Genomic DNA, 25888 nt, shown 5'->3' on the forward strand with positions numbered 1-25888 from the left:
GGTGACATCGGGGGCGGTGTCCGACGTCGTTTGAGCTTCCCGAAGCTGAATATCCGAACCACCATCAAAAAAAAGGCGGCCCGGGGCCGCCTTTTTCGTGTGCCCTTGCAGTCCGCCTCTAGTCGAGGCGGCCGCTGGCGTGGGCCAGCATGGTGTAGACCTTGCCGGTGTCCGAAGTCAGGTAGGTCTGACCGAGCATGTTGTCACGGTCGTTGCGTGCCACCTGGGCCAGGAGCTGTTCGAAGTCGGCGACATACCGTTCCACCGCCGTGCGGAATTCGGGGTCGCGGGAGTACTTCTGACGGATCTCGTCGAAGGTCTGCTGGCCCTGAAGGGTGTAGAGGCGGCGTGTGAACACGTGCCGTTCACCGTTGCGGTAGCGGTTCCACAGATCGACGAAGGTCTCGTGATCGATGGCACGGGCAATGTCCACGGACAGCGAATTGAGGCTTTCCACCGTCTGCAGCGGGGTCCGGCTCATGTCGGTGTCCGCACCGGCTTCCTCGTCGCGGGACGCGCGGCGCAGAAGATCCGCCACCCAGCCCTTGCCGCCCGAGGCGCCTGCCGGTGCAGCCGCAGCGGGCTGCTGGCGGCGGGGCTCGGCCGGGCGCGCCTGCTGCTGCCGCGGCTCACTGGCCGGGGCATAGCTTGCCGGCGCCGGCTGGGGCGCCGGTTGCTGCGGGGCAGGGGCGGCACTGGCCGTCGCTGCCTGGGCCTGCGGCCGGGAGATGTCCAGCGTGTTGGACTGCTTGGCGACGATTTCCGACAATTCGGTCAGCGCGCGGATCTGCTCGTTGACCACCTTGCGCAGCGCTGCGGAGGATTCTTCCGCTTCGTCCGGCAGGTTCAGGACGCCCTGTTTCAGTTCGCTGCGGGTCGCTTCCAGCTCGCGATGGACCTCACGGGCGACGTCACGCATGCGGGTGGCCGCATCGTTGAAGCGCTCGGAGGCGTCGCTGACCGTGCGCGACATTTCCGCGATGATGTCGTCCTGGGCCGAGCGGATGGCTTCGCGGGCCTTCTGGCCCTCCATGCCGGCGGTCAGGCGCATCGACTCGAACTGCTCCGCCACCTGCTTGGAGGCGGCTTCCGCGGCGGCCGACAGCATGTTGGCGGCGTCACGGGCCTTGTCGTCTGCCGATTCCAGGGTTTCCGACAGGGTCTGGGTGAAGGACCGCATGAGCGAGTCGACGGCCTCGGTCTTGGACAGAAGCGTTTCGGCGACTTCCTCGATGGCCGTGCGGCGCTCGGCGACGCGGCCCTCGACGGAGCGGTTGGTGTCCTCCAGGTGCCGGGCGGCCTTGGTCAGTTCCTCCGACTGGTCGCCGAAGCGGCTGGTCAGGTTCTGGATGTCGGCCAGCGTCGTGTCGGTGACATCGCGCAGGTTGGAAACCTGCTCGGTGATCAGCGACGTTGTCGAATTGGTTTCCGAAACCGCGCGGTCGACCGCCGAGCGGAATTCTCCGGCGCGGCGGGCCAGGTTGCCCTCCACTTCGGTGAGGTTCTCGCCGGCCGTCGCAACGATGCCCTGCAGGTTGGAGTTGCTTTCCTCGATCTTGTTGAGGATCTCGGTAACGTCCGCCTCCAGGCGCTGCTTGGTGTCGGTCAGCAGGGTGGTGGCCTGCTCGCTGCGCTCGTTGATGCTGGCAACGATGCGATCGCCGGCCTCGACCAGCGAACGGGTCGCGTCCAGACCGGTATGGGCGAAGGTGTCGGTGACATCGCGGCCCTTGACGGTGATCGCCTCCAGGATGGCGGTGTGGACCTCGGACAGGCGTCCGGTCAGGTCGTTGGCGCGCATCTCGATGGCGTTCACCAGTTCGTTGCCGTCGGTGCCGACGATCTTGGCCAGCTCGCCGGAACGGGCACCAAAGGCCTCGTTGAGGCTGGTGGCCTTTTCAAGCAGCTCGTTGGCAACCTCGTTGCCGCGGCCGACCAGCAGGTCGGCGGCTTCGGCCACCGCGCTGTTGACCCGGGCGCGGACCATGCCCGCTTCGCTCGACATCTGACCGCGGATTTCCTCGAGCGTCTTGGCCAGCGTCATGCGGGCCTGCTCGCTTTCCGCGGACAGGTTGCCGGAGATTTCGGCGATCAGGCCGGACAGCTCGTTGCGGACCTTTTCGCTTTCGCCGGTCAGCGAACCGGTGAATTCGGCCAGGGTGCCAGCGTAAAGTGTGCGTGCGTTTTCGCTTTCGGCGGCCATCGCGCGGGCGGCATCGCCGACTGCGCTGAGGACAAGATCGCGGATCTTGTCGCTTTCACCGGACATGGTGCCGGTCGCCTGCTGCATCGCAGCCGTGACCGCGTCCGCCGCCTTCTGGCTTTCGCCCACCAGCACACCCCGCGCTTCGCCAACGGAGCCGAGGACGATCTGGCGCATGCGATCGCCTTCGCCGGTGAGCTTTTCCGTGGCCTGGGAGAGGGCACCGTCGACGATCTCGACGGTCTTGGTGCGCTCGTCGGCCAGCGTCTGGACGGCCGCGGAGACGGCCTCCTGGATCACGTCGCGCAACTGGGTGCTTTCGGTGGACAGCGTCGCGCCGGCTTCGGAGATCACGGCCGTGAGAATGTCACGGGCGCGCTCGCTCTCACCGGTGAGGGTGCCGGAAATGCTTTCAAGACGCTCGTTGAGCAGGGTTTCCAGCTGGGTGGCCCTGCTGTCGAGGGTCTCGGCGACCTCGAACACCTTGGCGCCCAGGGAGACGTTGATCTCGGCGATGCGTTCGGAAAGGGATTCCGTCAGCTGTTCGCTCTGCTTGCCGAGCACGCTGCCGGCTTCCGCGAGACGGTTGTCGAGGGCGGATGTCATTTCGTCCTGGCCGTCGACAAAGGCCTTGGCGATTTCCTTGGTGCGGCTGATCAGCGTTTCGGAAATCTGGCGGGCCCGGGCATCCAGCGTCTCGTCGATGCGGTCGGTGCCGCTGGTCATGGAGACGGACAGGAGCTCGGCCTTTTCGGCCATGGACGTGGCGGCGCCATCCACGCGCTCGGACAGGGACTTGCCGATGTCTTCGGCCCGTTCTGCCAGCGTGTTGCCGGCGGCTTCGATCCGCTGGCCGAGCTGAAGCGTGATCGCGTCGGAGCGGTCCGCGAGAACATCCGTGATGTTGCGGGTCTTCTCCTCCAGCGCGTCGCTGATGCCGGTCGTGCGGTTCTCGATCGCGTCCGACAGGATCTGGGTGCGGGCTTCCAGCGTTGCCTCGAAGGCGGCGGTGCGCTGGTCCAGGGTCAGATCAAGGGTGTTGATGTGGCTGCCGAGCGACGAATCCATCGTGGAAATCCGCTCGCTCAGCGAGGTGTCCATGGCGGTGTAGCGCTGTTCCAGCGAGGAATCCATGGTGCTGATACGGTCGGTGAGCGTTGCATCCATCATGGAGAAGCGCTGCTCGAGCGAGGTGTCCATGGTGCTGATACGGTCACCCAGCGAGGCATCCATGGCGTCGATCCGGGCCGCGAAGGTGGTGTCCAGCGTGCCAAGTCGCGAGTCGAGTGCTTCGGACAGGAGCAGGGTCTTGGTGTCGAAGGCATCGATCAGCTGGCCGCCGCGATCCGTGACGATGGTCTCCAGTTCCGTGAGGCGCGAGGACAGGCCTTCCTGCAGTGCCTGGCCGCGGACTTCCAGTGTTTCGGCGATCTGGCCGCTGATCTGGTTGATGTCGCCGGCAACGCGGTCGCCGCGGCTGCCGATGAGCTCGGCAAGCTGGGTGCCGGTTTCGGCAAGTTTCTGGGTAAGCGCGCCGGTCTGCTCGCCGAGACTGGCGGAGAACTGACCGGAGACGCTTTCCAGCGTATCGCGGAAGTCGATGGTCTGCTGTTCCAGAATGGTGGCCATCTCGTTGCTGCGGGCTGCCAGACGCTCGTCCAGTTCGCTGCCGTTGATGGAGATGGCGGTGTAGATGCGCTCGGAGATGTTGTCGAACTTCTCGGCAAGCTCGCCGCCGCGGACCGAGATGGTCTCGGTCAGCGAACCGGCGGTCTCGTCCAGCTTGGAAGCGATTTCGCCGCCGCGCAAGGACAGGTCGACCACGATGCTCTCGCCGGTGCCGCGCAGGATCTCGGCAACTTCCGTGGAACGGCTGGACAGGGTCTCGACGATTTCCGCGCCGCGGATGGAGATGGTGTCGGTGACCGTCTGGCCTTTTTCGGAAATGCTTTCGACGACACGGTTTCCGGTTTCCGCCAGCGACTCGTCCAGGGATGTGACCCGGCTGTCGACGGTCATGACCAGATCCTCGGTGCGCGAGGTGATGGTGTCGATCAGGCGGCCCGACGTGAGGGAGAGGTTGGCGTTGATCTCTTCGCCACGCGCCGTGATGATGTCGCCGACCGAGGCGCCGGTGTTTTCCAGCGTCAGGCGGAACTCGTCCGCCTTCTGGCTCAGGGTGTTGATCACCGATGTGCTCGAGGTCGTGAGCGTTTCGTTGATCTCGGTGCTGCGTGCGGACAGGGATTCCACGAAGGTGTTGGCCGTGTCGGCAAAGCGCTCGTTGACGTCGTTGCCACGGGCCGTCAGCGTCTCCCACATGGTCGCGCCGGTCTCGGACAGGCTGTCGACAAGGTCGTTCCCGGTGGTGGACAGGCGTGCGACATAGTCCTCGGCGCGGACGGTCAGGCTGTCGACCAGTTCGTTGCCGGAAGCATTCAGGGTTGCGCCGAGAGACTCGATGCGGCTGTCGACGGTCGAGGTGAGTTCCTCGACGCGGCTGTTGACGGCGTCGATCATGCGCTGGGTGGCCAGGTCGACCGTGTTGCCCAGCTCGCCGGACGTGCTGGACAGGCGGGAGGCGAAATTCTCGTGTGCGCCGGCAATCGTTTCGCGCACGCGCTCGGCGTTCATCACGATGGACTCGCGCTGGCTGACCAGTTCCTCGATCAGGGCGCGGATCTTCAGCTCGTTGTCGTTGTAGGACCGTTCGAGCGAGGACACTTCGTTGTGGACGAGCACTTCCAGCTCGCTGGCGCGGGCGATGGCGCGCTCGATGCCGTCACCCATGGCGGCGACTTCGCGGCGGATCGCCTGGCCGACGCTGAGGATGCTTTCCTTGGCCATGTCTTCCGGCTCTGCCAGCCGCAGGGCGACCTCGGTCATGCCGCGGGCGACGATGCGCATTTCTTGCGCGCGCCAGATCATCATGGCCATGACGAAGAAGAAGATGATCGGCACGACGATACCGACCGCGGCCAGGATCATCTCCGGAGAGGAGAGCAGGGCCTGGGGATCGGTGAACGAGGTAACCTTGTCGGAAAAGGCGCTCATGAAGAGGCTGCTGCCGAGCGCGGCCCAGACTGCGCTCAAGGCCAGGGCTCCCCAGAAGGGCGCGGAGGAGGGACGGCGCTGCAAGGCGTAGATGAGGTTGCCGATGTTGCGGCGATCGTCATTGGCCGCGGGCGGGCGTCCGCCACGGCCGCGCCGGCGGGACTGGCGCTCCTCGCGCTTGTTCGTGTCCCGTGTTTCCGCCTGAGGTCGACGTTCCGGTTCAGCCTCTGCCGCATTTGACTGCGCAGCGGGCTCCGATGCCGCAGCCTCAGGGCCGCCGAAATCGAGCTTCAGCGCTTCTTCAACTGCTGACAGGGCCGCTTCCGCCGGATCTTTCGCCTTTGTCGGATTTGCCATTTGGGGTCGCCTCACATCCGTACTCATTACACATCGGTATCAATGCCAGGCCGCTGGCGCAGCCTGTTACAGTTATCTACCGGATGCGTCCTTGTTGCCCGCCGCCCACCTGACAGCGTGGCAAAACCTGTGCGCAGAGAGGGCCGCCGCTGACCGACCGCGAACTTTTCGTTCGTCGGTACACTCCCCACCTTGCCGCATCAGTAACTGTAATGGCACAATCTCTCCTAACGAACAAGAAACGGCAATAGCGTGAGTCACTTAGGGGGCGGTCCGAATGCCAGAATCGAAGAGGGGCGACGTAACGGAAGGCGCTGAAATTGCAACCGTAACCGCCGCGCTCAAAGCGAGTAAATTGTCTGCACCCCAAAAGCGCTGGTTGCGGAAGGGGCTCGATCAGCCGGGTGGCAAGCTGCCTCTTTTCGATGATCAGGGACGCGAAATTCCGGCGCGGACCATCAGGGCGTGTATCGACGCAGGCTGGGCAGAGCCTTGGTTTTCCAACCCTATCAAGCCCGACTGGCTGGTCTGCAAGCTCACGCCTGCCGCCATCAAGGTTCTCGCCGCAAGCCAAAAAGACAAAAAAAGTTAACGGCGAATCAGATCATTAAAATTTTAGCGATTCAAAAAACCGGCGGAAACGCAAGGACTTTTTCAAACGCGATTCGAAAGCCGCGTTAACACGCGTTAACCAAGAATTCAATTTTTTGGGGACTTTGCCGTGATCGACCGGTTTGAACGATCTGCTTAACCCGGTGTTTGCCGGTTCAGGCTCACTCTGATGCCCAGCAAGAGCTTGCGGCAGGGTGCCGTCAGGCAAGAGTTGAGCAGTTTGGAGCAGCCCATGGCCTATGCGTCCCAGGCCCGCGTCGCCGGTCGGACCGGTCCGGAAGCACCGATCGATCTGGTGCAGCTGGCCACAAACACGCTTGGTAACCGGGATCTTGAGGTCCAGGTCCTGCATTTGTTCAAATCGCAGTCCTCCAGCACGCTGGACCGGCTGATGAGCGAAAGCGACACTTCGGTCCGGCTGGACCTGGTGCATACGCTCAAGGGGTCGGCAAGGGCCATCGGAGCGGAACGGGTTGCCGTGGTCTGCGAAAGCCTGGAACAGATGATGACGGCGCACCCGGACGCGGAGACGGGCGGTCTCACGGCGGCGGTCGACGAGGTGAACGCCTATATCCGGGACCTTCTTGAAAGCTGATTGCGATTGTTTCGGTGGCAGATTGCCGCGCGGAAACGGCACGGTCCTTGACCTTTTGCTCTAAATCTTTATGTCGGTCCGTGAGATCTTCAGAATTCAGGGCTTGGACGCGACATATGCCGAAAATCACATTTGTTACCGCCGACGGAAATCAAACCGAAGTCGACGCCGCCGAGGGCTCCACGGTGATGGAAAACGCCATCAAGAACATGGTGCCGGGCATCGAGGCGGAATGCGGCGGGGCCTGCGCCTGCGCGACCTGCCACGTCTATGTCGACGATGCCTGGAGCGGCAAGACGGGGTCTCCGGAGCCCATGGAAGAGGACATGCTCGACTTCGCCTATGACGTGAAGCCGACCTCGCGCCTGTCCTGTCAGATCAAGGTCACCGGCGAGCTGGACGGTCTGGTCGTGCACATCCCGGAACGCCAGGCGTAAGCCGAAGTTTTCTAAGAACTTTCAGCAAATCGAGACCCATCCTTGCATGTTGTTTGAGAGGCTTCGGTCCTTGTCAGGATGAGGCTTTTTTGTTCGGTGAGTTCAGTTGACGCAAAAGGGGCGATCGGTTGATCGCCCCTTTGCACATTTGCAGCCGGTCGATTGAAGGGACGGTCTCACTCCGCCGGCTGGGCTGCCGGTTTGCGGTACCAGAAGTCGACCTCGTGGCCTTCCTCCGGGTTGCTCGGGATCAGGCTTGCCAGCAGGAGGCTGATCACGGCCATGCCGGCACCGGCCAGGAAGACGGCCGCCGGGGAGATCAGCCAGATCAGGCCGAACAGGACCGGGATGAACACCGCCGCGATATGGTTGATCGTGAAGGCGACGCCCGCGGTCGGTGCGATGTCCGCCGGGTCGGCGATCTTCTGGAAATAGGTCTTGATCGCGATCGCGATGGCAAAGAAGGCGTGGTCGATCACGTAGAGGCCGGCCGCCAGGGTCGCATTGGTGACAAAGGCGTAGCTGACAAAAACGATGATCAGGCCGATATATTCCAGGATCAGGGCCTTGCGCTCACCGAAGCGGACGATCAGCTTGCCGATGCTCGGCGCCAGCAACATGTTGAAACCGCCGTTCAACAGGAACAACAGCGCCACCTCGTGGACGTCGTAGCCGAAGCGCTCGACCATCAGGAAGCCGGCGAACACCGTGAAGATCTGCCGCCGGGCACCGGCCATGAAGGTAAGGGCGTAATAAAGCCAGTAGCGTTTCCTGAGGACCAGCTTCTTGCGCTGGGGCACGCCCTCGCGAAAATGCGGATAGGCCATCATCAGGAAGGCGAGCACCACCAGGGTCAGTCCGCCGGCAATGGCAAAGACCGTGGCGAAGGACAGGTCGAAGGTCTTCCAGGCCACGAAAATGACGCCGTAGGCGACCAGCTGGGCGAAGGCGCCGACGGAGATGATCTTGCCCATGCTCGCGGCGGCGGTTGCCTTGGGCAGCCATTGCAGCGACAGCGACTGGGCCATGGTCTCGTAATAGTGGAACCCGATCGACATGATCAGGGTGGTCACATAAAAGCCCATTGCCGTCGGGAAATAGCCGGTGACGGCGACGCCGACGCCCAGCAGCAGCAGCGAGACATAGGCCAGCGTCTGCTCGCGCATCAGCAAGAGCAGGTAGATCGCGAGGAAGCTCAGGAACCCGGGAATTTCACGGATCGATTGCTGGATACCGATTTCGCGGCCGGTGAAATCCAGCTCCTGGACCGCAAAATTGTTCATCAGGTTCCACCAGGCCGCAAAGGACAGCTGCATGGCGCCTGCCATGATCATCAGGAGAACCGCCGGCGAGCGCCAGCCTGTCATTTCGTTCGGATGGGCGTTTTGCGTGAAGTAGGTCATTCCAAAGCCAGATAAGAGAAACAGTCCGACAGCGCTGTGCAACGCTTTTATTCCGAAGACGGATTTGCGTGTTAGCGCTGTTTTGTCAGGATATGTCTCTGACACGCCATTTATACTGTTGTTCGATGCAGTGCGTCATCACCCTATGGAGAGACCGCGCCGGCGCGAAAAGTAAAGCAGGCTTTACATGTCGGGCTTTTTGTGAAATGTAAAGTAAGCTTTACATTCGTTGAGTGCTGGAGATTGAGTGCTGGAGATGAGGATGAACAGGTTCGACCGGCTTTCCTATCAGTATGTCGCTGAAACACTCGGCGCCACGGCGTTGTTTGTCGCGGCAAGCTGGTTTGCGCGGGAGTATCTCCCGGACAAGCCAGGCCTGGCGATCAATGTTCTGGTTTCCCTTGTGGCAACGGTCCCCATGCTGCTGGCGCTGTGGGCCATGGTCAGGTACTTCCGCAGGGTGGACGAGCGGGAGCGGCACATCATGGCTGTCGCCGGATCGATCACGCTTCTGATCGGCGTATCGGTTGCCTTCTTCCTTGCCAAGCTCGAAGCGTTTCTGACGGTGGATCTCAATCTTTACGCGGCCTTCCTGTTCGTCATGTGGTCGCTGGCAACGGTTGCGGTGCGCTGGAAGGTCTGATGCGCAATCACCTGAAAAGCTTGAGAGGCCAACAAGGCTGGTCCCAGGCGGATCTGGCGGAGAGGCTCGATGTCAGCCGGCAGACGGTCATTGCCCTGGAAAAGGGCAAGTACGATCCAAGTCTGCCCCTGGCTTTCAGGATTTCGCGGGTGTTTGGTCTTCCCATCGAGAAACTTTTCGAACCTGATGATCTGTAGCCGCTGTTCTGGGAGGAGCGCGGTATGAAGGGGCCAATCAGAGCGCAGACGTGTTGTCTCTTGCCGACCGGACCGGGTACCATGCGCCCATGAGCATTCATCCCGAACTTGCCGAATTTCCCAAGGAAGCGATTGCCGCGCCGATCATCGGCTATGCGCGCACGCAGCTGAAGGGCCGGAACAACGGTTGGCACGCCCATGACGCGGCCCAGTTGTTCCACGTGGTCAAGGGATCGATTGCCATCGATACGGATCTCGGCACCTATTTTGTCCCGCCGGAGCGCGCCGTCTGGCTGCCACCCCGGGTCAGCCACCAGACCCGTTATCTGACCGATACGGAACTGCGCTACATCTACGTGCAATATGACCACACGCGGGACTTGCCTCAGACACCGCAGGTGATGCAGGTAACCACGCTGTTGCGGTCGCTGATCCTGGAGTTCATGTCCTATCCGCGTGCCGAAACAGTGGAGGGGCCCGCGGCCCGGATTGCGGCCGTTATCCTCGATCAGCTCAAGCTGCTGCCCGCCGCACCGCTGCAATTGCCCATGCCGCAGGACCCGAAGCTGCGCAACCTGTGTGAGGACGTGGTGCGCTGTCCGGCGCATATACCTTCGCTCAGCGAGGCGGCGGACCGCTGCACCACGTCCGTGCGGTCGTTCGAGCGGCGGATCAAGGCGGAAACGGGTCTTAGCTACCGGACCTGGTGCCGGCAGGTGAAGCTGTTCCGGGCACTGGAGCTTCTGGCGTCGGGGCGAAGCGTCTCCGATGTCTCGCACAAGCTTGGCTATGAAGGCCCGAGCGCCTTTGTGTCGACCTTCAGGAAGGCCTTCGGGGTCACGCCCGGTCGCTATTTCGGCGGCGCAGCCGATTGATCTTTCTCATGGCGAGCAGATCCGTCTCGGCCCAAAACAGGTGAGAACCAATTTTGGGGAGACCTGTGATGTTCAAGAAAATCCTCGTACCCGTCGATCCGGCCGAAACCGGCTTTGCCGAAGACGCGCTCGCCAAGGCGTCGCAGATGGCGCGCGACTATGGTGCCAAGATCCATCTTCTGGCAGTGTGCCCGGAAGTTCAGAGCTTCGTGGCCAGCCAGCTCCCGGAAGGCTGGCAGGAAGCGGAGTTCCAGGAAACGGCCAAGATCCTCGACACGATCGCCGCCGGCCTTGATGCGCCCGAAGGCGCGGTGGACAAGGCCGTTCGCATGGGCTCCGTCTATCATGAAGTGATCGAGGAAGCGGAACGGTCGGGATGCGACCTGGTGCTGATGACCTCGCACAAGCCGGGCCTGTCGACCTATTTCGTCGGGTCCAACGCCGCCCATATCGTGCGGCATGCACCCTGTTCGGTGATGGTGCTGCGCGGCAGCTGACCGGGGCTGCTCAATCACCGGACGGTCCAAGGGAATCAATTGGCCTTCCAGAAGGTGATCGCTTTTCGATACAAAGGGATATCGTGCGTTCAGGTGAGCGCACGATTTGTCTTTGCCTGAAATGTTTCTCAGGTGTTCAATCAACGATTGAAAAAATACCGGTTCGCATTACGTAAAACAGACGTGTAGTATCGTTTGATGTCTCGAAATGACTTTCTAACGTAGGGTTTTTTTGTCGATTTCTTGAAGTTTCCTTTGCTCTGGGGTCGACTTCGCCAATTTTTATCTTACAATCGAATTTTGCTGCACCGCACACTTCCCGGGCGGGGCCAAATAAAAGGACCAGAGCACATGCTATACACCGCCTATGTGGCCGTGTGTCTTGCAGCCACACCGGTCCAGGACTGCAACAAGGATACCGCGCTCAACTGGATGGTTGCACCGGGTACGTATGATTTGTCCTATTGCATGATCCACGGACAGCAATTCGCCGCCGCTTCCGGCGTCGTGAAAGACAGCGACGTTGTGAAGGTCTACTGTCGGGCGCTGAGTCAAAAAAGGGCTTCCCGCGAGCAGTGACCGGATCATCGCCAAGCTGATTGTCTGGACCGGCTGGGGCCGGCCACCTGCACCTGAACGTCTCTCCTGAAAACCGGGCGCTCCAGCGGTCGCGCCCGGATTTTCCTGGCCTGGACGGTCGATCGGAAAACACTGCGCTATCGCGCCAGTTCCTTCATCGCCTCGGTGAGGCCCTCCACGGTCATCGGGAACATGCGGCCCTCCATCAGCTCGTTCAGCATCTGGATGGACTGTGTGTAGTGCCAGTGCTGTTCACGCACGGGGTTGAGCCAGACAGCGCTCTTGTAAAGGCCGGTCAGCCGCTGCATCCAGGCGGCACCGGGTTCTTCGTTCCAGTGTTCCACCGAGCCGCCCGGATAGGCGATTTCGTAAGGACTCATGGAGGCGTCGCCGACGAAGATGATCTTGTAGTCGGCGGGGTACTTGTGCAGCACGTCCATGGTCGAAATGCGTTCGGTGTGGCGGCGGCGGTTCTCCTTCCAGACATATTCGTAAAGGCAATTGTGGAAGTAGAAATGCTCCATCACCTTGAACTCGGAGCGTGCCGCTGAAAACAGTTCCTCGCAAACCCGGATGTGATCGTCCATCGAACCGCCGATATCGAAAAACAGCAATACCTTCACCGCGTTGTGCCGCTCCGGGCGCATCTTGATGTCAAGAAGCCCCTTGTGCGCGGTCGCGCGGATGGTGTTGTCCAGGTCCAGTTCGTCGGCCGCGCCGGTGCGGGCAAAGTTGCGCAGGCGCTTCAGGGCCACCTGGATGTTGCGGGTGCCGAGAAGCTGGGTGTCGTCGAGATCCTTGAACTCGCGCTTGTCCCAGACCTTGACCGCGCGGCGGTGCCGGCTCTCCTTCTGGCCGATGCGCACGCCCTCGGGATTGTAGCCATAGGCACCGAAAGGCGAGGTGCCGGCCGTCCCGATCCACTTGTTGCCGCCCTGGTGGCGCTTTTCCTGTTCCTTCAGGCGCTCGCGCAGGGTCTCCATCAGCTTCTCGAACCCGCCAAGCGCCTCGATCTGCGCCTTTTCCTCGTCCGTGAGATGTTTTTCGGCAAGCTTGCGCAGCCACTCTTCCGGAATGTCGGTCACAGGCACGTCGCTCATCAGCTCCAGGCCCTTGAAGACTTGGCCGAACACCCGGTCGAACTTGTCGAGGTTGCTCTCGTCCTTCACCAGCGAGAGGCGCGCGAGATAATAGAAATCCTCGACGCTCTTCTCCGCGAGATCCTTATCGAGCGCTTCCATCAGGCTCAGGTATTCCCGGAGCGAAACCGGAATGCCTGCGGATTTGAGTTCGGTGAAAAAGGTGATGAACATGGGGCGAAGGTAGCGGCGCCCTTCGGGCCTGTCGAGATGGCAAATGAGCGGCGGTGCCGGTCAATCCCGTCACGAGACCGGGATCAGAAGGCGACCTTGCCGCCGAGGCGGACGGTCGCCGACAGGGTTTCGGCACTGTCATAGCCGCCCTCGATGCCGGCCAGGAAACTGGCGCCGCCATTGGTCTGCCAGACGGCATTTGCGGCGGCGAAGCCGCGTACAACCGTATCGTCATTGTCGATGGACAGGTTCAGGGCGGTTCCGGAGAGGTTGCCGTCGATGCTGTCGGACAAGGTGAAGATGCCGTCGACACCCGCCGCGACACCGAAATGGAACGCGCCGCTGTCCCGGATGATCGGTGTGAAATCGAATTCGGTCTGGCCGCGCAGCTCGACGACGTTCAGCGACCGGCCGGAGACGGTCAGGCCGGTCGAGGTCTCGGTGGCGTCGCCAGTCTGCCAGAGGCCGGAATAGCGCGCCCGCACACTGGGTGTGAATGTGCCCTGTGCCGACGCGAAGGCGTGGCCGACGCGCGCGGTCGGGCTGACAAACACATAGCCGTAATCGATCGAGAGGTCCTGCAGTCCACCGGCGACCATGTTGTTAAGCACGGTGACCTCTTCGTCGCTGCCCAGGTACCCGCCCAGCACGCTGACCTGGGCGAAGGTGGCCTGCCAGTTCCGGTTCAGGTAGCCGCCGGCGAAGACGCTGTATGTGTCCGCGGAATGGATGTCGTTGTCGCTGTCGGTTTGGCCGAATGAGAAGCCGCCGGTCACGCCGGCGCGCAGATCTGGGGCGAAGCCGCGTTCCGCGCCGGCCATCAGGCCGCCGAACCTGTGGTCGAAGCCGTCACCGCCACTGCGATTCAGGACACCGCCATAGGGCGTTGCCCAGACCGCCCAACGGTCCGCCACGGTCTCGGCCGGGGTACCGTTGGTGGCGACAAACCCGGTTTCTCCAAGGCGGTTCAGATCCATTTGCCGCTCAAGGCCATCCGCCAGCTCACGTGTCAGCGCCGTGAAGGTCGGGGCCGTGGTCTGCAGCTGGAAATTGTCCGGATTGAGGTAGGTGACAGTGTTGCCGCTTGTCCGAAAGACCAGATCGCCCGTGCCCAGTGTGCCCGGGACGCTCGAGAAGCCGAAGATCGCGGTCCGGTTGCCCGAATAGGTGAAGGCGGCAGTGGCGGAGTCGGTGAAGGTCAGGATGCCGACGGTCCGGGATCCGTCCTGCAGCGTTACCATTGCGTTGGCGCCATCGATATAGATGGCCGATCCGTTGTCGGAGGACACCGTCCCGGACGAGGTCACGGTCGCGTCGTCGCCGACAATGGCAATGCCGTGCCCCGAGGCTGCGAGCGTGCCGGTTCTCGAGCCGCTGTTGTCGATGGTGCCGGTGTTGGTGACGATTGCACTGTTGCCCGTGACTTCGACGCCGTTGCCGTCTTCGCCCGACGCAGTGATCTTGCCGGAATTGTTGACATCGGCGTTGTCGTTGTCGACCTGGATACCGAAACTGTTGCTGCCGCTCACGGAAATCGTGTCGAAGCTGGTGTTGGAAATGGTTGCGCCACTTCCCGTGGCACTGATGCCATGCGCTTCCGCGCCTGACGTATGGATCGATCCGGTGTTGGCAATGGTCGCATTGTTGCCGTCGGCGTCGATGCCGTGGCCGCCGACCCCGGTGGTCGTAATCGTTCCGCTGTTGGTGACGTTCGTGTTGTCGCCGTCGGCATCGATACCGTGCGCGTCCAACCCCCCGGTAGTGATCTTGTTCGAGTTCAGAACCGTCGATCTGTCGCCGTCGGCATTGACCCCGTCGGAATCCTCGCCCTCCGTCACGATCGTGCCGGTATTGGTCACCTCGGAGTCGTCCCCCGTCGATCCGATACCGAAGGCATCCTCACCGGTTGTGGTGATTGTGCTTGAGTTTCGAACGGTTGCGCCTTCTCCAGAGGTGAAGATTCCGTCGGAATCTTCACCCGCGGTTGTGATCGTGCTGGAATTTGTAATATCCGCGCGCGCGCCTAGGGCGCCGATGCCGAAGGAACTGAAGCCGGTGGTGGTAAGAGTGCCTGAGTTGGTGATGGTGGAATCGTCACCTTGGGAACCAATGGCCGGAGCGCCGCTGCCGGCAGTGGTTATCGAACCCGAATTGGTAATGGTGCTGCCGTCGCCTTTGGACTCGATCCCAAGGGCACTGTCGCCCTGCACGGAGATGGTTCCGCTATTGGTGATGACGGCGTTGGTGGCGCCGCCGTCGGAATCAATTCCGGTGGCGTCGTCATTGGTGGTCGTAATCGTGCCGCGGTTGAGGACGACGGCATTGGCTCCGTCGGCATCGATGCCGTGGGCGTCGTCTCCCGTCGTCGTCACCGTGCCGGAATTGGTGACGCTGGAATCGTCCCCCGACGCATTCAGGCCGTCCGCTTCGTCCCCCGCGGTGGAAACCGAACCGTCGTTGGTGATCGTCGCGTCGTCGCCGTCGGCACCGATGCCGTAGGAATAGTCGCCGGTGGTGGTGATGGTGTCGTTGTTTATGAGCATCGAGGCGGCGCCGTCCGAATAGATCCCGAAGGAATCTTCGCCGCTGGTTTCGATCGTGCCGTTGTTGGTTGCCGTGCCGTCGTCACCGAACACATAGATACCATCGGACAGGAATCCGTCGGTCATAATGGTGCCGCCGTTCTCGATGCTGGAATTGTCGCCGTCGATTTCGATCCCGATCGAGAAATCGCCCGACATGTCAACGGTACCGTTGTTGAGAATGGTCGCACCGTCATTGATCGTGACGATGCCGAAAATGTCGCCACCCGTTCCGGTGACGGTGCCGTTGTTGGTGATCATCGAGTTGGCACCCAGGGAACCGATGCCGGCCAGCGAAGGGCCGGCCGTATATTCGACGTCGATGTCGCCATTGTTGACGGCGGTCTGGTCGTCATTGTCGAGAACCAGACCGTCCTCGTCGGTGACGTCGATCGCGCCGCCGTTGTCCACCGTGCCCGTGTCGCCGACATCGGTCAGTGTCTGTGTCGTGGTGACTGTCGTGCCGGACGGGATGGTAATGTCACCGGCCAGCGCGCCAGACGGCAAGACGAGCCATAAGGCGCAGCTTGCCAGCAGCGCTTGGCGCCGTATCTGGCTGGCCCGCAGGCCCGGCCTGTCGCTGCTGGATCTCACTTTGTGCCGCCCCGTTGTTATTATTGCCGGCCCTGTCAAAGTGACGTATCGAGAGCCGGTTGCCGAACAAGATCTACGGTGTCCTGATGCCTTGTGCAATATGACAAGGTGCAAAAGCGGCTAAACTTAGGTTCAATCTTTATATCTCAACGACTTAATTGTTCTGCTCGGCTTCCTGCTTGTTGGCGAGCGACGTGAGTTCGACCATGAATTCCTTCACGCTCGGACCCGATCCGGAAACGAAGGGGGCCGGGCGGCATACCGAGATGGCGGCGATTCCTATGCGGGCGGTCAGCAATCCGTTGATGACGCCTTCACCCAGTCTTGCCGACAATCGCGCAGCCAGGCCATGGCCGAGAATTTCGGACGCCAGACTGTCTCCGGCCGCCATGCCGCCGGTGACGGCAAGATGGGCGGCAACATGCCTGGCCAGGCGCAGAAAACCCAGTGTCCCGGGCCGGCCGCCATACAGTGCCGACACCCTGCGGATGATCCTGAGATTTTCAAACAGCACCATCAGAAGATCCACCAGCGCGCGTGGACTGACCGCGGTCACGACGGACACGCGCTTGGCGCTGTTGAGGACGATCCGGCGCGCTTCCAGGTCCAGCGGGCCGAGGAGATCCCGCTCCGCCAGTTTGACCAGGTCGCGCCCGTCAATGACCTCGCGCATATGTCCGCCGAGCAGTTTGCGGCCCTGGGCGGTTTCCGGCCTGTCTGCATAAAGCGCCATCAGGTCTTTCAGGCCCGCCGTTGCCGCCTTGGCGTCGTCGGCGTCCGCCGCGACTTTCAGGTTTTCGCGCAGGTGGTCGATCTTTCCAAGGCGCGCCAGTCCGGCGATCTCGCGCACAACGAGGCCGAGAAGGCCGAGCGCCGCAATTCCGGCCAGGGCAATTGCCAGCCAGCCGAGCCAGTCGTTGCGGGCAAACAGGTCCCGGACCAGGCTGTCCACCGCCAGGCCGACGGCAAGGGATGCCAGACCCGTCAGCCCGACCAGAAGCCACCTGCCGAAGCGGATGCCGGTTCTCGGCGTGCTGGCGGCGCGTGGCAGGCGCGGCTCCTCGTCCTCCGCAAAGGCCCTGGTGACCAAGGCCTCGCCGGCGGACGGCATCCGGTCTTCGTCATCGGTCATGCGCACCTTGGCGTCGTCGAGCCGGAAGGCCGTCGGCTTGCGGCCCGAAGGTGGTCTGGATCCGGTCATGCCAGTCGGTCTCCGATCAGGAATTCAAGGGCGCGGTCCAGCCGGATATGCGGCAAAGACAGGGTCAGTCCTTCTGCCGTCGTGTCGAGCTCCGGGGGGCGGAACCGCAAAAACTGAAGCTCGCTCTGAGCCGATTGAAAACTTGGTCGAAGGTCTTCAGAAACCGATTCAACTTCGCCAAAAAGTGATTCAGGATCTTGCGGCAAGTCACCGGGAAACATGGCGATTTCCGATTTTCCGTCATAGGTGTCGCCGTTCAGCCTTTCACCGGGCAACGGCGTGCCAAGGATGGCCGGCAGTTCTTCACCGCGGTGTTTCACCGTTGCCTCCCGGGTGGCGCGCACGGCGGCCAGGGCCAGCACCTCCACCTCGGCGCCCTTGAAACGGGCCCTGTCCTCGGCGCGGGCGACAAGCCGCTTCAGGATAGCTTCCAGACGGTCATGGTCCGTGCGGTGCAAGTGATCGGCCTTGGTGGCGGCAAACAGGATCCGGTCGATCCGCCGGGTCAGGATCGAGGACAGCCAGCTGCGCCTGCCCGGGCGAAAGGCGCCGATCACCTCGCTCAGGGCAACTTCCAGGTCGGCAACCGCGTGAGGCCCGGCATTGAGCGCGTGCAGCACATCGACAAGCACGATCTGACGATCCAGGCGGGCGAAGTGATTGCGGAAGAAGGGGCGCACGACATGGGTCTTGTAGGCCTCATAGCGCCGCTCCATCATGGCGCGGAGCGTGCCGGCGCGCGCGGGCGGCGCGTCGGCGGGGATGTCGAGAGGCGCGAATGTCAGGGCAGGGGAGCCGTCCAGGTCGCCGGGCATCAGAAAGCGGCCGGGCGGCAGCATGGACAGTGCGTGAGCATCGGCGCGGCAGGCCGCCAGGTATTCCTTGAAACAGGCCGCCAGCTGCTGCGCGGCGGGTTCGTTTTCCTGACCCTCCGGATCATGTCCGCCCAGGACCTTCAGGAAGGGCCCGGCAATCTGGGTCCTGGTCGCGGCCCGGGCATTGCGCAGGGCTTCGGCGGAGAAGGTGGCGTAGTCCTTGCCCAGCAGGGGCAGGTCCAGCAGCCACTCACCGGGGTAGTCGATCAGGTCGAGATGCAGGCGTCCCGGACCGAGCTTGCGGTAGAAGTAGGACGCGCTTTCATAGTCGATGGTCAGGCGCAACTCGGAAACCTGGCGGGTGGACTCCGGCCAGATACGGTCCTTGACCAATGCGCGGACATGGGCCTCGTAGTCGAAGCGCGGCACAGCGTCGTCGGGCTGCGGCTGCAGCTGTGCCCCGGTCATCCGGTGCCCGGCCGCCGCCGCGAACATTGGCAGGCGTCCGCCATGGACCAGATTGTGAACGAGTGCGGTCAGGAAAACGGTCTTTCCGGCACGCGCCAGGCCGGTGACGCCCAGCCTGATGCTTGGCACGGTCAGGTCGGTCGCCGCATCGGCCAGGTTGGCCAGGGTCAGCCTGGCCTCTTCCGTCAGTGTCGTCAGTGGGTTCACTTGCGCCTCCAGCGCGTTCATGTAAGCGCATGAGCGGCAGAGTGCAATTGAGGCCGGCGCGATGCCCTTGCGCTCAGCCGTTGGCGTCGCGCAGATCGCGGGGCTTGACGAAGCGTTCAAGGTGTCCGGTGCCGGGCTGGAGTTCGGCCCAGTCGGCAATGTCGAAATCGATCACGGCGAGCGCCGCGGTGGGGTACTTTTCGCCCAGGTCCGCCATGGCCGCCGGATCGCCTGTTCCCGCCAGGGTCAGCGCCGTGTCTTCCGTGGCCGGGTTGTGCGCGATCACCATCAGATTCTGCGCCCGGCCGCCGTGTTTGCGGATCAGGCCCAGATAATCGTCCTCGCTCTGGCTGTAGAGGTCGGACAACAGATGGATCTGCGCTTCCTGCGGCAGGCAGACGAGGACCCGTGCCAGGGTTTCCCTGGTCCGCAGCGATGTCGAGCACAGGATTTGACTGGGCAGCAGTCCCTGGTCGTTGAGGTAGCGGGCCATCTTGACGGCAGCTGTCTTGCCACGGCTGTTCAGCGGACGGTCGACGTCGGCAAGACCGGCGTCGCCCCAGTCGGATTTGGCATGTCTGAGAAGGAGAAGCCGCATGGTTGGTTCCAAGTGTTTCGCAGGTCGCGGACAAGTCCCGCAGCATCGATCCGGCTGCCTGGGTCAGTTCTGGTTGGCGAGCGCCTCTGTGAAGGCTGCGACCGCGGGGCCGATATCAATTTCCTGCGTCGGCAGCGTATAGGAGAGCCAGAGCGTGTAATCGGCCCCGGTGCCGGAAAAGTACCAAAGGGTTTCACACAGGCTGGTTGGCGTCCAGCTTCGGGTGCGGAAGGATATGCCTGAGGCGGCGGCGCCGCTGAGCTTGATCTGTTCAAAGCCGGCCGTCTTGTAGTTTCGCGAAAAGGCAAGGGCCTCGCGCCGCCCCGTGCCTTCGAGGTGCTTGCGCAGAACGGCGGTTATGCCATCGCGGCCGGTATAGATGCAGCCGGCCTGGCTGACCTCGTCGCCTTCCATGACCTTGATCCTGTAGAAGGCGCCGATCATGTCCGGGCACCGCAGCCCCGTGAAGTGGCGCAGCCCGTCAACGTCGCTCTGCCAGCCGGCGTCCTTTTCAGGCGGCACTTGCGCCCGGGCCGGCGCAAACCCGGCGGCGCCGGCAAGCAGGCCCGCAAAGGCGAGGCAGATGTATTTTGCGGCTTGTCGCCCCAAGACGGTCTCCCGTGCAGTCAGGTCCGTTCCCTGCGCGCCATGAACGCCAGCCTTTCGAACAGGTGGACATCCTGTTCGTTCTTGAGCAATGCGCCATGAAGCGGCGGAATCAGCTTGGAGCTATCTTGTTGACGAAGTGTTTCAGGGTCAACGTCCTCGTTCAAAAGCAGCTTGATCCAGTCGATCAGCTCCGATGTGGACGGCTTCTTCTTCAGGCCGGGCACGTCGCGCACGTCATAGAACAGCCGAAGGGCTTCCGACAGCAGGCGCTGCTTGATCCCCGGGAAGTGCACGTCCACGATTTCCGCCATCGTGTCTGCGTCGGGAAACTTGATGAAATGGAAGAAACACCGGCGCAGGAACGCGTCCGGAAGATCTTTTTCGTTGTTGGAGGTGATGATCACCACCGGACGCTGCCTGGCCTTGACCGTCTCCCCGGTCTCGTAGACGTGGAATTCCATGCGATCGAGCTCCAGAAGAAGATCGTTCGGGAACTCGATATCCGCCTTGTCGATCTCGTCGATCAGCAGGACGGGCTTTTCCGGCGCGTCGAAGGCTTCCCAGAGTTTGCCCTTGCGGATGTAGTTGTTGATGTCGTGGACCCGTTCATCGCCAAGCTGGCTGTCGCGCAGGCGCGAAACCGCGTCATACTCGTAAAGGCCCTGCTGTGCCTTGGTCGTGGATTTGACATGCCATTCGATCAGCGGAGCCTTCAGGGCGGCGGCCACCTGTTGTGCCAGGACCGTCTTGCCCGTACCGGGTTCCCCCTTGACCAGCAGCGGCCGTTCGAGGGCAACCGCGGCATTGACCGCGACCCTCAGGTCTTCCGTGGCAATGTAACTGTCAGTTCCTTCAAAGCGCATATGCGGTCCGTCCTTCGTCAATCCGGCGCAAGGTGGCAGGCCCTGCGCAGAGACGCAAGCCAATAAAATGAGGCAAAGCCGGGGACGGCAAAAGGGGACAGTCTTGCCCATCCTGCGGGGAATAAATTGCCCGGCAGAGCCTGGCTTGCCGGGGTGAAGTTTGCCTCCGTTGTTCGGGGTATTTTTTTAAGTATCTGAAATTGAACGGTAAAATTTGTTTTCCTCGAATTGGCACGTCCTTTGCGGAGTAGGGCCGACATTGGGCGTAAGCCCGCGTAGCAGTGCCCAATCTATCAAGAGGACCGACAATGGGTATTTATGGGGCTATCAACTCGGCCGTCTCCGGACTGGCAGCGCAGGCCACGGCTCTGGAGAATATTTCCGGTAACGTTGCCAACTCGCAGACCACCGGCTTCAAGCGGCTCGACACGACCTTCTCCGATCTCGTTTCCGGTGGCGGATCCATCCAGGCCCAGCAGGTGTCCGGAACGACCTTCGCCACCTCCCGTGCCACCAACACCGTGCAGGGCGACATCACGTCCGTCGACGTGGACACCTATATGGCGATCAACGGCGAAGGCTATTTCGTCGTTACCAAGGCGTCCGACGTTGTTGACGGTTCCACGACCTTTGCCGATGAGACCTACTACACCCGTGGCGGTGACTTCGAGCGGGACAAGGAAGGTTACCTGATCAATGCGTCGGGATATTATCTGCAAGGCTTTCCGCTTGATCCGGATACCGGCAACGCCATTGGCGACAATCCTACGGTGATCCAGATCGAGAACCAGCCGCTGGCCGCATCGGCGACGACGCTGGTCGACTATCAGGCGAACCTGCCCCGCGTTCCGGATACCACGAACTATGACGGCACGGACGAAGACACGGCGCTGCTGGATGTCGGGGTCGGTACAGGCAACATTGCCGTCGCCGACGAGCAGGATTTCCTGGACAGCTCCATCTCCGGCGGATCGATCACCATTTACAACCAGAATGGTACCGCCATGAATGTGGAGGTTCGCTACGCCAAGACAGTGAACTACGATTCCGTCGGACCGGTGAATGACGAATGGTCGATGTATATCAGCACGGGAGGGGACGCCACCGACGCCTGGTATGATGTCGGCGATATCGAGTTCGATACCACCGGTGAAATGACTGCCCTGACGGCGGGTGCCATGACCGGAACCGCGGTCAACGGCACCAGCGACGGCTTCACCATCACCAACCTGACCATTGGCAGCACGACGGCCGCAAGCGTCGAGTTCTCCTTCGCCAACGGCTCGCTGACGCAGTTTTCCGATCCGGACGGAACCGCAAGCTCCGTTGCGCTTGATCAGGATGGCTACCCGGCCGGTGAATTGACCGGGGTTGCCGTGGACGATGCCGGCCGTGTGGTGGCGAGCTATTCCAACAACCAGCAGCGCGCGGTCTACCAGATCCCGCTCGCAACGTTCGAGGCCGAGCAGAACCTGCAGCGTGTGGACGGGGCGGCGTTCGCTGCCACCGCCTCATCCGGCGATCCGGATCTGTCCGGTGGCGGGCAAATCCTGGCCAAGAAGCTGGAGCTGTCGAACGCGGATATCGCGGACGAGTTTTCCAAGCTGATCATCACCCAGCAGGCCTATTCGGCCAACTCGAGGATCGTCACGTCCGCGGACGAGATGCTCGACGATGCCCTGAACATGGTCCGGTAATGAGAGCGTAGCCGGCGGGTCCCGACCCGCCGGCGCTTTCGGCCAAGTCGCGTAACAGGAAGGAGAAGCCGCTATGGGTCTGACCAGTGCCATGAACACAGCGGTTTTTGGAATCGCCTACAATCAGCGCCAATTGGACGTGACGGCGACGAACATCGCCAACGCCGATACGGCCGGGTATTCCAAAAAGACAATCTCCGCCGAAGTCTATTTCGACGGCCTCGGCAACGTTGCGGGCATGAACGCGACGGAAGTCCGCCGCATTGTGGACGAGCAGATCCAGGCCGACTATTTCAATTCCCTTGCAGACACGAATTACGCAAAGCAGATCGCCGACTTTACCGACCGGCTCGACGACATTTTCGGCACGCTCGGCGACAAGAGCGGCCTGACGACCCTGGCCGGCGAACTTTCCTCGGTCCTGTCCATCCTGGTGAACGATCCCGGCAACTATGCCGCCCAGAGCGATGTGGTCGCGGTTGCCGATGCCTTTGCCCGCGAACTCAATGCCTCCTATGAGCAGATCGCGGATCTTCGCCAGGAGGCCGACAATGCACTGGCGAGCCAGACGGACGCGGTCAACGGCCTTCTGTCCAGCATCGAGGACATCGACGAGGCGATCCTGCAGGCGTCCCAGTCTGGCGTTTCGACCGCAGACATGGAAGACGAGCGCGACCGGCTGATCGAACAGCTCTCCGCCTACCTGGACATCAACGTGTCCAAGGGCGCTAACGAGACACTGTTCATCCAGACGGCGGACGGCCAGCAGCTCTACGCGGACAACCAGGCCGCAACCCTGAGCTTTTCGCCGACCCATTCCCTGCAGCCCGGACAGACGGGCAACTCGGTGATGGTAACGACACAGGGCGGCACCACCTATGACCTGATCGCCGGGTCCAGATCCGGTGCCATGGTTGCGACGGCAGAGCTGCGGGACGATATCCTGACAGAGGCGCAGACCCAGCTGGACACGATCGCGGCGGAGATCTCTCTGGCCTTTTCGAACGTGACCGTGGAAAGCACCGATGTGACGGTCGGTCTCGATGACGGTTTCGATCTTGACGTGTCCGCCCTGCAGCCCGGCAACACCATAACGGTGGAATACACCGATACCGGCGGGATTGCCCAAACGGTGACGCTGGTGGCGGTCGAGGACGCGGCCCTGCTGCCGCTCGACGACAGCGCCACCTCGAATCCGAATGACACGGTCTACGGAATTGATATCTCGAGCGGAACTCCGGCGACCTATATCACCAACATCATCGCCGCGCTGGGCGGAACCGGGCTGCAGGTCAGCAACAACGGCTCCGACGAATTGCGGGTCCTGGGCGACAATACCGGGCCGACCACGGTCGAGAGCCTGACCGCGGACGTCACGGTGACCGCGCATACGGACCAGGGGCTCGGGCTCGCGATTTTCGTCGACAGCCGGGACGCGCCGGAACTGTTCACCGATTCCCTGGAGGACGGTGGCCAGCGTGTGGGCTATGCCAACGCGATCGCGGTCAATCCGGACCTGCTTGCCGACAGCGCGCTTCTGGTGAACTACCAGACGACGCCAACCGCCAACACGGCCAACGATCCGGCAAGGGCACAGTACCTTTCCGAGGCGCTGACATCAGCTGAGACCTATTTCGACCCGGGCTCGGGCATCGGCAGCTCCTCGACGCCGTTCCAGGGCAGCGTGATCGGGTTCGTCAACCAGACCGTCGCTTTCCAGGGCAACCAGGCCGAGGATGCGGCAACCTACGCAGACTCCAAGGAAACCCTGACCATGAACCTGGCGATCCGCTACGAGGAGAGCTACGCGGTCGACCTGGATACCGAACTCGCCTTCATGGTTCAGCTGGAGAACGCCTACGCGGCCAATGCGCGTGTCATGCAGACCATCAAGGAGCTCTTCGATGAGCTTCTGAACATCGTATAAGGTTTAGGTGCGTCATGCCCGTCTCGTCAGTTACCACATCCCGGACCTACCTGATCCAGCAATTGGGCCAGCTGAACGACACCCTGTCTGAAAAGACCACGCAGCTCGCTCGCGGCAAGGTCGGAACGACCTATGGCGAAATCGGCGACCGCCGCCTGCTCGATATCCAGCTGACCCAGAGGGTCAGCATGATCGAGACCTATCAGCAGACCATCACCATTGCCGATCTGCACCTGCAGACCGGAAGCATGTCGCTCGACAGGCTCGAGGAGATCCGCCAGGACGCAAAATCGGCGCTCGATACCAATGACTTCATCATTCAGGACGACGGTCAGACCCAGACGCAATCACGGGCCGAGTTGCTGCTGAACGAGACGCTCAACATTCTCAACACCGAGATCGCCGGCTACTATGTCTTTGGCGGCACCGACGCGGTCAACGACCCGGTGGCGACCATCGATGCGATTCTGGACGGGGAAAACGGGCTTGACGGCCTGCGCACCTACCTGAGCGAGTTCGCCGCGGCCAATCTGGGCACCAACGAAAACGGACGCCTGGACACATCGGCGCTGGTGACCAACTATGCGGGGGCGGTGCCGACGGATTCGACCTTCACGGTTGCCGAGGACGGAGCTCACGATTTCGGCTTCGACATATCCGCGGTGACGTCGACGCTCACCAATGTCACGGTCACCGGGCCGCTGGCCGCCGATCCCGACAGTTTCGATGTCCAGTTTACCGGCCAGCCGGAGCTTGGCGAGACGATCACTCTCGAGCTGACCCTGCCGCCCGATCACACGGACACGATCGAGATCGAATTCACCGCCGCGGCGACCGCTGAAGGCGAAGGCACCTTCGCGATCGGCGCGGATCTGGAGGAAACCGCCCAGAACCTGCGGGACGCTCTTGAAGCGGAGATCGAAAAACAGGCGCAGACAACTCTGCGGGCCGTGTCCGACGAGTGGGCCGCCGAAGAGTTTTTCACCACCTATAACGGCGAGGAGCCGCAGCGGATCGACGGTCCGCCCTTTGATACGGCCACGGCGCTGATGGCGGGCGGATCGACGACGGTTGAATGGTACACGGGACGCAACGACACCACGACGGACCCGCGCAACGACAAGAATGCCGTGATCGACAGCAACCTGACCGTCAATTACGGCGTGCGCGCCAATGAAACGCCGCTTCAGGAACTTGTTCAGTCGCTGGCGGCCTTCGTGGCGGCCGACTTTTCGGGCGGAACCCAGATCGACGAGCAATATTACAACGCGCTGTCGACCAACCTCAGAACCACCCTGCAGCCGGCCGGTGTCGAACAGTCCGGCATAGTGGACATTGCCACCGACATTGCGATCACCCACCGGACCGTGTCCCTGACGGATGACCGTCACTTCCAGATGAAAAACACCTACGAAGGAACGATCACGGACATCGAGGGGATCGACCAGGACCTGGTTGCCGCGGAGATCCTGCAGCTGCAGACCAATATCGAGGTCTCCTACCGGGCGTCGTCCATCGTTTTCAATCTGACGCTGTCCGACTATCTCTGATTTCCCGGGACA

General features: G+C 62.1%; 20 protein-coding genes. 11 read left to right on the forward strand and 9 right to left on the reverse strand.

The window, feature by feature from the left end; genetic code table 11:
- Positions 1-118: 118 nt before the first annotated feature.
- Entirely contained in the window at positions 119-5614 is a 5496-nt protein-coding gene (locus O6760_RS18015) for an antitoxin (RefSeq protein WP_269581093.1), read from the reverse strand.
- A 277-nt stretch (positions 5615-5891) separates the two neighbouring features.
- Here O6760_RS18015 and O6760_RS18020 point away from each other — a divergent pair, with 277 nt between their 5' ends.
- From O6760_RS18020 to O6760_RS18030, 3 genes are all read left to right on the forward strand, one after another.
- Positions 5892-6206, forward strand: a complete 315-nt coding sequence (locus O6760_RS18020; RefSeq protein ID WP_269581094.1) for a hypothetical protein — start codon at positions 5892-5894, stop codon at positions 6204-6206.
- Positions 6207-6458: 252 nt separating this feature from the next.
- Positions 6459-6821 carry an Hpt domain-containing protein gene (locus O6760_RS18025; RefSeq protein ID WP_269581095.1) on the forward strand — a complete coding sequence of 121 codons (363 nt, stop codon included), beginning with the start codon at positions 6459-6461 and terminating at the stop codon, positions 6819-6821.
- Between the two features lie 116 nt (positions 6822-6937).
- Positions 6938-7258, forward strand: a complete 321-nt coding sequence (locus O6760_RS18030; protein WP_269581096.1) for a 2Fe-2S iron-sulfur cluster-binding protein — start codon at positions 6938-6940, stop codon at positions 7256-7258.
- A gap of 176 nt (positions 7259-7434) precedes the next feature.
- On the opposite strand, the gene O6760_RS18035 is transcribed toward O6760_RS18030, so the two are convergent.
- Positions 7435-8661, reverse strand: coding sequence for an MFS transporter (locus tag O6760_RS18035; protein WP_269581097.1), 1227 nt, complete (start codon positions 8659-8661; stop codon positions 7435-7437).
- Positions 8662-8923: 262 nt separating this feature from the next.
- Here O6760_RS18035 and O6760_RS18040 point away from each other — a divergent pair, with 262 nt between their 5' ends.
- The 5 genes from O6760_RS18040 (at position 8924) to O6760_RS18060 (ending at position 11452) form a co-directional block, all read left to right on the forward strand.
- Complete coding sequence (locus O6760_RS18040) at positions 8924-9304, forward strand: hypothetical protein (RefSeq protein ID WP_269581098.1); 381 nt, start codon at positions 8924-8926, stop codon at positions 9302-9304.
- Entirely contained in the window at positions 9304-9501 is a 198-nt protein-coding gene (locus O6760_RS18045) for a helix-turn-helix transcriptional regulator (protein ID WP_269581099.1), read from the forward strand. The genes O6760_RS18040 and O6760_RS18045 overlap by 1 nt, the downstream gene beginning before the upstream one ends.
- 89 nt (positions 9502-9590) lie before the next feature.
- Positions 9591-10376, forward strand: coding sequence for an AraC family transcriptional regulator (locus tag O6760_RS18050; protein ID WP_269581100.1), 786 nt, complete (start codon positions 9591-9593; stop codon positions 10374-10376).
- A 68-nt stretch (positions 10377-10444) separates the two neighbouring features.
- Positions 10445-10873, forward strand: a complete 429-nt coding sequence (locus O6760_RS18055) for a universal stress protein (protein ID WP_269581101.1) — start codon at positions 10445-10447, stop codon at positions 10871-10873.
- Positions 10874-11224: 351 nt separating this feature from the next.
- The gene (locus O6760_RS18060) at positions 11225-11452 is read left to right on the forward strand and encodes a hypothetical protein (protein WP_269581102.1); all 228 of its coding nucleotides are present in this window, start codon (positions 11225-11227) and stop codon (positions 11450-11452) included.
- Between the two features lie 137 nt (positions 11453-11589).
- On the opposite strand, the gene O6760_RS18065 is transcribed toward O6760_RS18060, so the two are convergent.
- The 7 genes from O6760_RS18065 to O6760_RS18095 form a co-directional block, all read right to left on the reverse strand.
- A complete protein-coding gene (locus O6760_RS18065) occupies positions 11590-12765 on the reverse strand; it encodes a vWA domain-containing protein (RefSeq protein ID WP_269581103.1) in 1176 nt (391 codons plus the stop codon).
- An 83-nt stretch (positions 12766-12848) separates the two neighbouring features.
- Positions 12849-15941 (reverse strand): beta strand repeat-containing protein, encoded by a 3093-nt coding sequence (locus tag O6760_RS18070; RefSeq protein WP_269581104.1) that lies wholly within the window; start codon positions 15939-15941, stop codon positions 12849-12851.
- 154 nt (positions 15942-16095) lie between these two features.
- Complete coding sequence (locus tag O6760_RS18075; RefSeq protein ID WP_269581105.1) at positions 16096-17142, reverse strand: YcjF family protein; 1047 nt, start codon at positions 17140-17142, stop codon at positions 16096-16098.
- Positions 17139-18653 (reverse strand): YcjX family protein, encoded by a 1515-nt coding sequence (locus tag O6760_RS18080; protein WP_442969802.1) that lies wholly within the window; start codon positions 18651-18653, stop codon positions 17139-17141. The genes O6760_RS18075 and O6760_RS18080 overlap by 4 nt, the downstream gene beginning before the upstream one ends.
- 52 nt (positions 18654-18705) lie before the next feature.
- Complete coding sequence (locus tag O6760_RS18085) at positions 18706-19230, reverse strand: SixA phosphatase family protein (protein ID WP_269581107.1); 525 nt, start codon at positions 19228-19230, stop codon at positions 18706-18708.
- Between the two features lie 63 nt (positions 19231-19293).
- Complete coding sequence (locus O6760_RS18090) at positions 19294-19839, reverse strand: hypothetical protein (RefSeq protein ID WP_269581108.1); 546 nt, start codon at positions 19837-19839, stop codon at positions 19294-19296.
- Between the two features lie 17 nt (positions 19840-19856).
- Positions 19857-20702, reverse strand: coding sequence for an AAA family ATPase (locus O6760_RS18095; RefSeq protein WP_269581109.1), 846 nt, complete (start codon positions 20700-20702; stop codon positions 19857-19859).
- Positions 20703-21010: 308 nt separating this feature from the next.
- Here O6760_RS18095 and O6760_RS18100 point away from each other — a divergent pair, with 308 nt between their 5' ends.
- The 3 genes from O6760_RS18100 (at position 21011) to O6760_RS18110 (ending at position 25876) form a co-directional block, all read left to right on the forward strand.
- Positions 21011-22399, forward strand: a complete 1389-nt coding sequence (locus O6760_RS18100) for a flagellar hook protein FlgE (protein WP_269581110.1) — start codon at positions 21011-21013, stop codon at positions 22397-22399.
- A gap of 73 nt (positions 22400-22472) precedes the next feature.
- Positions 22473-24326 (forward strand): flagellar hook-associated protein FlgK, encoded by a 1854-nt coding sequence (flgK, locus tag O6760_RS18105; protein WP_269581111.1) that lies wholly within the window; start codon positions 22473-22475, stop codon positions 24324-24326.
- Between the two features lie 14 nt (positions 24327-24340).
- Positions 24341-25876, forward strand: coding sequence for a flagellar protein (locus O6760_RS18110; RefSeq protein ID WP_269581112.1), 1536 nt, complete (start codon positions 24341-24343; stop codon positions 25874-25876).
- Positions 25877-25888 lie beyond the last annotated feature (12 nt).

Source organism: Roseibium sp. Sym1, from assembly GCF_027359675.1.
Lineage (GTDB): Bacteria > Pseudomonadota > Alphaproteobacteria > Rhizobiales > Stappiaceae > Roseibium.